Here is a 9,881-nt window from a genome sequence, read left to right on the forward strand (position 1 = left end):
TGCTCATTGCTCATTGCTCATTGCTCATTGCTCATTGCTCATTGCTCATTGCTCAATAAGTAGTCTTTTGGGATTTGTTTTGAGATATAAATTGGAAGTTCCCGCTTTCGCGGGAAACTTACTGGCAGTAAGGGTCAGAGAGGGTGAGTTCCACTCTAGGTTAGTTCACTTATAGTAGAAACAGCATGATACCCTGCATCCACATGCACCACTTCTCCAGTAATCCCTGATGCTAAATTAGAGCATAAAAACGCTGCGGTATTCCCCACCTCTTCAATAGTAACATTTCTCTGCAATGGTGTACTATTGGCATAAGCTGTTTGAATCTTGCGAAAATCTTTAATACCTGCCGCTGCCAAGGTTTTAATTGGCCCTGCAGAAATGGCATTAACGCGTATGCTACGACTACCCAAACTTGAAGCCAAATAACGTACGGAAGCTTCCAGGCTGGCTTTAGCAACACCCATAACATTATAGTTAGGAACCGCTTTTTCAGCACCATAATAACTCAGAGTTAAAATAGAACCTTCAGTTTCTTCCATCATCGGTAAAGCAGCCTGTGCTAAACCAATCAAACTATAGGCACTAATATCATGTGCAATTTTAAAACCTTCGCGGGTGCAAGAAGTAACAAAATCACCACTAATTTGATCTGCTGGAGCATAAGCAACTGAATGAATTAAAATATCAAATTTGCTCCAATGCTTTGCTAAATTGGCAAACAGAGCATTTATTTCTTCATCCAAAGCTACATCGCAAGGAAATGTCAGCTTTGAATTAAACTCTGCAGCCATTGATTCAACGCGGTCTTTCAAACGCTCATTTTGATAGGTAAATGCTAATTGTGCGCCTTGCTCATGGAAGGCTTTGGCAATACCGTAAGCAATCGAACGGTTGCTTGCTAAACCAATAATAAGCGCTTTTTTACCAGCTAAAAAACCCACAGTTCTCTCCTTATATTATTATGTGTGTGATGCTAATAATTCACGCATCTTGGCTTGAATCATTTCAATCGCAATTCTATTTTCACCGCCACGAGGAACAATAATGTCGGCATAGCGACTTGATGGTTCGATAAACTGTAAGTACATAGGACGTACTGTAGTTTCATATTGATGCACTACAGACTCAAAGGTACGGTGGCGCTCTACAACATCTCTTTTTAAACGACGAGTTAGGCATACATCCAAAGGTGTGGACATAAATATCCGAATGTCCATGATGTCGCGTAATTCTTTATCGCTAAAGAGCAAAATGCCTTCGAGAATGATAATCGCATGCTTACCAACAGTTCTGGTTTCAGCAAGACGTTCATGCTTAGAGTGTGAATAAATGGGTATTTCAACACTTTTTCCTTCACGAAGTAAACGTAAATGTTCACAAAGTAAGGCATGATCAAAGGAATCTGGATGATCGTAGTTTATTTTCTCTCGTTCTGTGAAGGGTAAATGTCCATTGTCTTTATAATAGGCGTCTTCAGAAATAACAACTACTTGTTCTGATCCTAATTCATTAACTATGGTATTGGCAAAAAGACTTTTTCCTGATGCAGATGGGCCGGAAATTCCAATGATTATTGCTTCTTTATTCATAACTTCGTACCGCTCAAATTTTCGCAAAATGGTAAAGGTTTTTTGCGTTAAATTCAATCTTTATAGCATGTCTGGAACGAATTTGTCGGCGAATAAGTCCTTGCTTACAAGCAAGGACTTATTGATTAACTCGATAAATGCTCGGCAGCGTTGATTACTTCCTTTAAAGGGTGGCCGACTGAGGCGGAAGGTTCTTTAATCATTAGCAAGGCTGCTAAAGTTGAGGCTATGTTAGTAGTATATACACGACGAGTGATATTTTGTGCTTTAAAACTTGGGTGCACAAACAACAGGGGTACATAACTGTCATAGCTCCATGGGCTACCGTGGGTCACTCGCGATATATTTTTTGCTCCATTGGATTGATTTGGTGGTTGTACAATGTAGATATCGCCAGCACGATTTGGATAGTACATCCTGTTCACCTTATTGCTAAGCCAATCGTTCTCCATCTGTTTTATTGGTAAGGAAAATGCTTTAAATATTCCTGGCTTCAAGGTTAACGCTTGAGCCAAATAATTGCTCACCTCCGATAGATGTAATTTATTCTGATGAATTAGCTTATGATTAAGATAAATATAGGGAGGAGTGACTGCCAGCAATGCTTGTTCGGGAAGTTCAAAACGTTTTTGCAAAGCAGTGTGAATGAATTTTTCTAACTCACCGATATTTATCGGTTTGATTTCTACAATCTGATGTGCTTTAAGATAGGCTGGCCCATCATTGACACCATGATCTGCACTTAATACAATCAACGTATTATCAAGCCCAACTTGTTTATCAATAACGGCTAATAAGTGAGCTAGAGTTTTATCAAGTATTAATAAATTATCTTCTGCTTCCAAACTGTTAGGCCCGAATTGATGACCAATAGCATCTACCCCGGAAAAACTAATTCCTAAATAGTCAGTTTTCTGTGCAGTGCTGCCTAAATGTTCTGCAACAATTAGTTTTTCTGCAAAATTGGCAGTTAATTGGTCAGCTTTTGGTGTTCTTGACAACGCTTTAAAATAATCTAAATTTTCGCCATGTTGCACGTGGTGCGGGAAGTTTTGGCCAAATGCTTGATCAACTTGGGTAAATACGGGAGAATGCGCATTTTGATATTCTGTCTTTGGGCGACTAAGATTCCAATCATAATCAGGTGATCGATAAATTTTATTCCATTTTTGTACCCAAAGAGGATATTTTTTATAATAATACGTGCTGGTTACAAAACCACCATTTGTGGTATCAAACCAAAAAGCTTTACCAGCGTGTCCTGCCAGGGCAATTGCTGAGCGGTCTTTTAGGGAAACGCCAAAAGAGCGTCCTTTTTTTGCCAAGACCACTTCATCGCTTAGAGTTGATGCATATAAATTACGTGGAGAGCGCCCAGGGGTAGGTATTTTTGTGTGTTGGGTTGGTACTGTAGAGACTTTTTTATCTTCCATGCAATAGATCATTTGTTTTGATTTTCTATCATACCAATCGTTATTCACTATCCCGTGCATTGCTGGATAACTTCCAGTAGCAATGGTTGCGTGTCCTGCACAGGTGGTAGTATTGGCATGAGGATGATGAGTATTACGATAGTTTATAGCATGACTAAGCAGGTAATTAAATCCCGCTTTACCAAATTGCTGCTGATGTTGTTGGATTAAATCGCCGCGTAATTGATCAATAACTATTTGTACAACGAGTTTGGGTTGATCCGTATTTGCATCAGCACTGAAGCAAAAAAGTGCTAATAAACTAGAATAAACATATTTTTTCATGAATACAACATCTCCATAAGTACAAGCAAGGAGTAACTTAACTTAATATCAACATTAAGATCAACCAGAAAAAATTTTATTTTTGCAGATTAAAAATTAAATGATACGTGAAACGAAAACTCATGACGCACATTATTAATTAGTTTAAAATTTCTTGAATGTAAGTAATTTCTAATCCTGTTTATGAAGTTTAAGGAGGAACAAATGATATTTCAACTGATTGCATATGAAGTTCTAAGAGAACGGATTATTAATGCAATCCGATCTTTTGCTAATCGCTATAAATGTGATGGCCCAACTATTATTAAACAATATGGATGTGCTTATTTGCTCACTGAGGATGAGCAAAAACAACCAATGAAACTCGAAGATTATTACAGTAAGGTTCCTGACGAACGAAGGACAGAGATTGGTTTTCTGCTAACTTGCCTGAGACTTATTGATGCTTCTGAGAAAAAGCTTGCAGAAAAAGAATTAATACTTAATGCCGCAACTTGTTATACACGTACTATGATTGAGGATGATCGTGATCCAGAAAAATCACTTTATAACAAGATTGTTTCTCGTGTTACCACATTAAATAGTAGTACTTTATATACATCACTTGGTTTTGCTTTAGATATTGATCAATACAATGCTCCTGATAATGATGATATGTCTTTAATGTGTAGCACTATAAAAGATTTTGTAATGGAGCAAGTGCGTCGCTACAAAACCACTGCTGATAAAGGCGCTGTAGTGCATCCTTTTTCTGAAAGCAGAATTGAGAAGTTTAATCTGGATAAATTTATTAGTACTTTAAATACTAAAATAGTGCATTATAGTATAAAACAGTCATCTGAATTAACTCGTCATCTTAAAAGTTCTGCGTCAGTCGCTTCTAATGGAATTTTTGCCCAAGGAATTGCTGATTCCTTGTTGAGTAAATCTGAAGAGAAAAGTGATAATTCAAAGGATAAGGATGAGCCTCATGTAAGCCATCCCATTGCAACACTTTGTTAATTAGCATAGAGGCACGTTGGGCTCTTACTTAGCTCAACGCACAATCGAATTCCGAAAAAGTAAAAATATCGATTACATTTCTATGGGATAACCAAATGTAGCCCATTCCATAATTCCGCCATCAACGGAAAATACTTCTTGATAACCTAAATCAATCAAACACTGAGCTGCATATAAAGAGCGAATACCACCTTTACAATGTAAATAAATAGGCTTGGTCTTATCCGGTATGTGTGAGGTTATGGCAGACAAAATGAGATCCTTAGGTATATGAATGGCTTTAGGAATACGTGCATTTTGCCACTCATCGTGTTCACGAATATCAATAAGACACAGTGTTGCGTCTTGTTCCATTCTATTTTTTAATTCATGAACATCAATAGTTTTAATACTAGGGTTTATCATAACGTACTTCTCTTATCGTTGGTCTTGTGAATGTTGAATGGTGTAGCAGCCAATAAATTGTTGCAGTGAATATTCCTCCAATTAAGGTAGCAAATGCCCAGGTAGGTGCTGATACAAGCACAGTTTTTTGTCCTATACGATTCATCGCACCGCCATCACGTGCCACGGCACCTGCAAAAACTAAATGCAAAATGCCATTAATTAACATGATAAGATAAAAAAACGTTTGGATTTGTGTTGCAAATTGTTGAGCTAACTCATTTATCATGAATACAGTTCCTTTAATCGTTTCGCACTATAATAACAGAAAATGATCAAGATCTTTTATTTCTTTCTTATCCCCGGTAACATCAGGGCATATAAAATATTTCGAGAGATGACATGAACGCTTCTGATGTCCCGGTTCCTCATTTAACAACGGCTAATTCTGGCCCTATTTATCATGTTGAAAAAGTTTTATTAAATCAGGTTGCCGCTATAGAAACCTGGTTTAGACAGCAATGGAAAAAAACACCGCCGCCGTTAACTTCTTCGGTGGATTTACGTCAGGCTGGTTTTAAGTTAGCTCCGGTAGATACAAATTTATTTCCTGCTGGATTTAATAATTTAAATCCAGAGTTTTTACCTCTATGCATTCAGGCGGCTCAATCAGTGCTTGTCGATTATGTACCTTATTGTACTCGTATTTTATTATTGCCTGAAAATCATACGCGTAATAAATTCTACATGCAAAGCCTTTCAGTATTGCGCACGATTTTTACGAAGGCAGGTTTTGTCGTACGTATTGGTAGCTTGGATCCTAATCTTAAAGAGCCAATAGAAATTGAGCTTGAAAACGGGGAAACTTTATTGCTGGAGCCCATTCAAAGACAAGGCGATCGTATTGGTCTGGTTGATTTCAATCCCTGTTTTTTAATGCTAAATAATGATTTGTCCCAAGGAATTCCCGAAATATTAGAAGGATTACAGCAAAAGATTAGACCTACGGCTAAATTAGGATGGGCATCACGTTTAAAATCTAACCATTTCGGATTTTTTGACGAAATTGCCAAAGAATTTTCCGATGTTGTAGGGTTAGATGCATGGCTAATTAACCCTTATTTCAGTGCGATTGATGGTATTGATTTTATGGCTCAAGAGGGAATCGACCGCTTGGCTCATGAAGTTGATAAGATATTGAAATTAACTCAAGATAAATATGCCACTTATGGAATTAAAGAAAATCCTTTTGTCGTCATTAAAGCCGATAATGGGACTTATGGCATGAGTGTGATGATGGTGCATGATGCAGATGAAGTACGGCAATTAAATCGCAAACAACGTACCAAAATGGCAACCAGTAAAGGCAGCCAGAAAGTAGAGCGAGTGATTATCCAGGAAGGGGTTTATACTTTTGAAACCATGCCTAATGGTGCAGTTGCTGAACCAGTTGTCTATATGATTGGTCAATTTGTAGTAGGTGGTTTTTATCGAGTACATCAAGAGCGAGGTATTGATGAAAACTTAAATGCTCCAGGAATGCATTTTGAACCTTTAGCTTTTGCCGAGGCTTGTAATATGCCTTGTGATGAGTTAGAGGTTGTTGATTCTCCGAATCGTTTTTATGTCTATGGGGTTATTGCCCGTTTAGCTGCTTTAGCTGCTGCAAGGGAAATTGCCGCAATTGGAGGCGAATGATGAAACTTGCTGTATTGAGTGATCCTTTGGATTACTTAAAACCTTACAAAGACACCACAATTGCGATGATTAAGCGTGCCCAGGAAATGGGTTGGTATTGCGTGTATTTTACTCAGAATGACTTATTTTATAGTAGGAAGCATCTTTCTGCCCGGATGCATGAACTAAAAATTGGTGATGAGCATAGTGTGACCTGGGCAGAAACCAAAGATTTAGGAGATAGGCTACTGGCTGATTTTGACATTATTCTAATGCGCAAAGATCCACCATTTAATACGGAATATATTTATACTACCTATCTTTTAGAGTGTGCTGAGCGTGAAGGTGTGTTAGTCGCTAATAAACCGCAAAGCTTACGTGATGCTAATGAAAAATTTTTCACCTTAAATTTCCCTCAATGTTGTCCAACAACTCTAGTTTCTCGCGACATAAAAAGACTTAGAGCATTTTGGGAACACCATCAGAATGTAATTTTTAAACCTGCAGAAGGTATGGGAGGTAGTTCGGTATTTCATGTAGACGAGCAAGGTAGAAATTTATCGGTGATTTTAGAAGTATTGACTCAGCATGAAACTCAGACGATCATCGCCCAACATTACATACCGGAAATAGTTACTGCTGGAGATAAACGGATTTTGGTTATTAATGGCGAGCCAGTACCTTATGCTTTAGCGCGTATTCCTACCAAAGGTGAATTACGTGGTAATTTAGCAGCAGGAGCGCATGGAAAGGTCGTCGCAATTAGCGAGCGTGATCGTTGGATTTGCGAGCAAATTGGGCCAACATTAAAAGCGAAAGGACTTTATTTTGTAGGGATTGACGTTATTGGTGATTATTTAACTGAAATTAATGTAACAAGTCCAACCTGTCTTAGAGAGATTACGGCAGAAACAGGCATAGATATCGCAGGTGATTTTTTACGATCACTGATGGAGTCTTATCACTCATCAACATAATCACTGCCAATCTCTGCAGCAACTTTGTTATCAGCGTTTTCATCATCTACGTATAAAGAGCCATTATCCTGCTCTTGGCCTGAGATTAGATAATTACGATGTTGTAAATAAGCATCGCGCATAAAGGCATATTTGTCTAAGGCTTCATCCATCAGACGCTCTGCATCAAACATTTGTGCTCGTAAATCTACATAGCGTAAGGCCAATAGACCATAGACAACTGCATCATCATTGATGTATACATAAGGACTGTACAATGCAAATTGAAATAACCAGCCTGCACCGTCTCTAATTGTACTTGGGCCTAAAAAAGGCAGCACAAGATAAGGCGATTTTTTATCACCCCATTTGGCTAAGGTGAGTCCTAAGTCATTGGAATGAGGTGGTAAACCAAAAGTCTGTGCCACATCAAATATACCGCCGACTCCTAATGACGAGTTGATGATCAAACGCCAGGTATCACGAATAGCCCATTTACCTTCAGCTTGCAACAAGTCATTACCCACCGTAGGTACTAAGTCCAGGTTATTATAAAAATTATTGACGCCTTTACGAACAAAAGGAGGAAGTACTGCTCGATAGACTCGTGCTGGTGGTTTCAGAAAAATCCTATCAAAAGTGGAGTTAAATTTATACACTTTACGGTTAAATGATTCATAAGGATCTTCAGGATTGGTTCCTTTGCATACACAACCTGCTAATGCCAGACTTCCCGCTAAACTGAGGCTTATTAAATTTAATCGCATGATTTTTCTAACTTATTAGACTTAGAAATGATGTTACACCAGTTTCTGATTCTTGCCTATTACAACTTGAATTGATCTTATGAAATGATTATTTATAATTCAATTAGTACAATATTTTTAAAAGTGTCTATTAATTGTCAAGTAATTGTTTTAGAATTGTACTGACTATTTTATGGTTATCTAAACTATGCCTAATTTTCATTTTGTAAAACAAATTGCAGGGCCATCCACAGAGAAGTTTATTATAGAAATTAATAATGATATTGAAAAACTCAATATTTTAATTGATCACTATAATAAAACTATAGATCCAATGGAGCAAATTAACGCGCTTAAAAAAGTGTACTGTTTTAAACAACAAATCGAAAATAAACATAGTGATCGTAATATTAGTAAATATAATGCTTATCAAAATGAAATTCAGAATAATTTGTTTATCCAACTTCAAAGTGAATTTAAAAAGCATGGGATTCACTCAATGTATAACATATCAACTCTTAATCCATCACTCCCCATCGCTCCTCATTCTCCTTATGCTTTACCGGTTATCCTCGCCGACATGATGCCGGAAAAAGCAAATAAATTACTTGAAATTTTGTCCGCAGGTGCGATGTTTAATGTAAATGAACTCAAAAAATTGTATAGTGCGTCCGAGCCTGGTTTTGTCGAATATCAACATTTTCTAAATAATAATGGGATACAGTTTTTAGGTGGAAGTAATTCAAAAAATTTTAAAATTATACCAAACGATGGAAGCTCACCCTTTGTTTTAAAAATTGAGAATCGAATGGGGATGCCTAAATGGGCAGAGGAACATCTGAGAGTACATTCCTTAAGAGAGATATTTACCCCAGTACTTTCTGCTCGACAAGCCTCCTGCGTCGTAAATGGTACACAGATTACACGAACTTTATTAATAACCGAATTTTGTAGTGGTGGTGATCTTGAGGCTCATAGTAAAACATACCTTACTAATTATTCTGAACGAATAAAATCTGCCCTCAATATATATCATCAAATGGCAACTATTTTAATGGGAATTAGCAATGATCAATGCGCATTTCCTGATATGAAAAATACTAATTGGTTAATTGAATCCAGTGGTATGGTACGGTTAGCTGATACAAAGTCTTTTGTCCCCGTTGATAGTGATGATCATATTGATAAGAGTAAAAACGAAGAAATATGGTTTCATTTTCTTTCTACAAAATTTATGAACCCACCAGAGTTTGCTGGATCGAGCTCATTTTCCGCAGATAAAATACATTCTTTTATGCTGGGAAAAAATTTATATCAATATTTATCAGGATGTAATCATTCGTATTTAAAGAAGAGAGATAATGCGAGTACTTATGATTTTAGTAGTCCTGTATTTAATAATGAAGAAGGAAAAGAATTAAAACAATTAATTGAAGTAATGGTGCAACCTAATCCTAATTATCGAATTTCCGTAAAACAATCATTGCTGGAATTGGAGAAAATACAATGTCGTATTCTTTTAAGAGAAATATCTTCCTATCCAATTCCAATAAGTGAGGAGGAGGATGTCTTAAAAGCTCAGTTTATTGACGTACAAAAAACAAAAATTTATCAATCTAATTGCATTGAAGACCTTCAGAGTATAAAGAAAGACCTGAATGCTAAGCTATTGAAAATTCTCCAATTTGAAAAAGCACAGTGTGATGAGCTTTTAAAACAGCTATCTTCTAATAGCTTAGGAGCCTATGATACTCAAAAAAATGAGTA

Annotated in this window: 10 protein-coding genes; 4 read left to right on the plus strand and 6 right to left on the minus strand. The window is 37.0% G+C overall.

Going from position 1 to position 9,881, the window contains the following annotated elements:
- Nucleotides 1-155 precede the first annotated feature (155 nt).
- The 3 genes from QM652_RS12810 to QM652_RS12820 form a co-directional block, all read right to left on the minus strand.
- Entirely contained in the window at nt 156-944 is a 789-nt protein-coding gene (locus QM652_RS12810; protein ID WP_415076429.1) for an enoyl-ACP reductase, read from the minus strand.
- 18 nt (nt 945-962) lie between these two features.
- Complete coding sequence (gene udk / locus QM652_RS12815; RefSeq protein WP_415076431.1) at nt 963-1,592, minus strand: uridine kinase; 630 nt, start codon at nt 1,590-1,592, stop codon at nt 963-965.
- Nucleotides 1,593-1,717: 125 nt separating this feature from the next.
- The gene (locus QM652_RS12820) at nt 1,718-3,349 is read right to left on the minus strand and encodes an alkaline phosphatase family protein (RefSeq protein WP_415076433.1); all 1,632 of its coding nucleotides are present in this window, start codon (nt 3,347-3,349) and stop codon (nt 1,718-1,720) included.
- A gap of 204 nt (nt 3,350-3,553) precedes the next feature.
- Here QM652_RS12820 and QM652_RS12825 point away from each other — a divergent pair, with 204 nt between their 5' ends.
- Nucleotides 3,554-4,351, plus strand: a complete 798-nt coding sequence (locus tag QM652_RS12825) for a hypothetical protein (protein ID WP_415076435.1) — start codon at nt 3,554-3,556, stop codon at nt 4,349-4,351.
- Between the two features lie 72 nt (nt 4,352-4,423).
- On the opposite strand, the gene QM652_RS12830 is transcribed toward QM652_RS12825, so the two are convergent.
- The gene (locus QM652_RS12830) at nt 4,424-4,756 is read right to left on the minus strand and encodes a rhodanese-like domain-containing protein (RefSeq protein WP_415076437.1); all 333 of its coding nucleotides are present in this window, start codon (nt 4,754-4,756) and stop codon (nt 4,424-4,426) included.
- Nucleotides 4,743-5,024, minus strand: a complete 282-nt coding sequence (locus QM652_RS12835) for a hypothetical protein (RefSeq protein WP_415076439.1) — start codon at nt 5,022-5,024, stop codon at nt 4,743-4,745. Before QM652_RS12835 ends, QM652_RS12830 begins: the two co-directional genes overlap by 14 nt.
- Nucleotides 5,025-5,137: 113 nt before the next feature.
- Between QM652_RS12835 and gshA the strand changes: the two genes are divergently transcribed.
- Nucleotides 5,138-6,433, plus strand: a complete 1,296-nt coding sequence (gene gshA, locus QM652_RS12840; RefSeq protein ID WP_415076441.1) for a glutamate--cysteine ligase — start codon at nt 5,138-5,140, stop codon at nt 6,431-6,433.
- A complete protein-coding gene (gshB, locus tag QM652_RS12845; RefSeq protein WP_415076447.1) occupies nt 6,433-7,389 on the plus strand; it encodes a glutathione synthase in 957 nt (318 codons plus the stop codon). The genes gshA and gshB overlap by 1 nt, the downstream gene beginning before the upstream one ends.
- Here the strand turns inward: gshB and QM652_RS12850 are convergent.
- A complete protein-coding gene (locus QM652_RS12850) occupies nt 7,374-8,135 on the minus strand; it encodes a VacJ family lipoprotein (RefSeq protein WP_415076443.1) in 762 nt (253 codons plus the stop codon). The two genes, gshB and QM652_RS12850, sit on opposite strands and share 16 nt — an antisense overlap.
- A gap of 187 nt (nt 8,136-8,322) precedes the next feature.
- Here QM652_RS12850 and QM652_RS12855 point away from each other — a divergent pair.
- On the plus strand, nt 8,323-9,881 hold a 1,559-nt coding region (locus QM652_RS12855; protein ID WP_415076445.1), incomplete at its 3' end, for a protein kinase domain-containing protein.

The organism is Legionella sp., assembly GCF_047605385.1.
GTDB lineage: Bacteria > Pseudomonadota > Gammaproteobacteria > Legionellales > Legionellaceae > Legionella.

Excerpts from the sequence above, each read along its gene's own strand:
- udk (WP_415076431.1), bottom strand. The coding sequence starts at position 1,592 with ATGAATAAAGAAGCAATAATCATTGGAATTTCCGGCCCATCTGCATCA.
- QM652_RS12820 (WP_415076433.1), bottom strand. The coding sequence starts at position 3,349 with ATGAAAAAATATGTTTATTCTAGTTTATTAGCACTTTTTTGCTTCAGT.
- QM652_RS12825 (WP_415076435.1), top strand. The coding sequence starts at position 3,554 with ATGATATTTCAACTGATTGCATATGAAGTTCTAAGAGAACGGATTATT.
- QM652_RS12830 (WP_415076437.1), bottom strand. The coding sequence starts at position 4,756 with ATGATAAACCCTAGTATTAAAACTATTGATGTTCATGAATTAAAAAAT.
- QM652_RS12835 (WP_415076439.1), bottom strand. The coding sequence starts at position 5,024 with ATGATAAATGAGTTAGCTCAACAATTTGCAACACAAATCCAAACGTTT.
- gshA (WP_415076441.1), top strand. The coding sequence starts at position 5,138 with ATGAACGCTTCTGATGTCCCGGTTCCTCATTTAACAACGGCTAATTCT.
- gshB (WP_415076447.1), top strand. The coding sequence starts at position 6,433 with ATGAAACTTGCTGTATTGAGTGATCCTTTGGATTACTTAAAACCTTAC.
- QM652_RS12850 (WP_415076443.1), bottom strand. The coding sequence starts at position 8,135 with ATGCGATTAAATTTAATAAGCCTCAGTTTAGCGGGAAGTCTGGCATTA.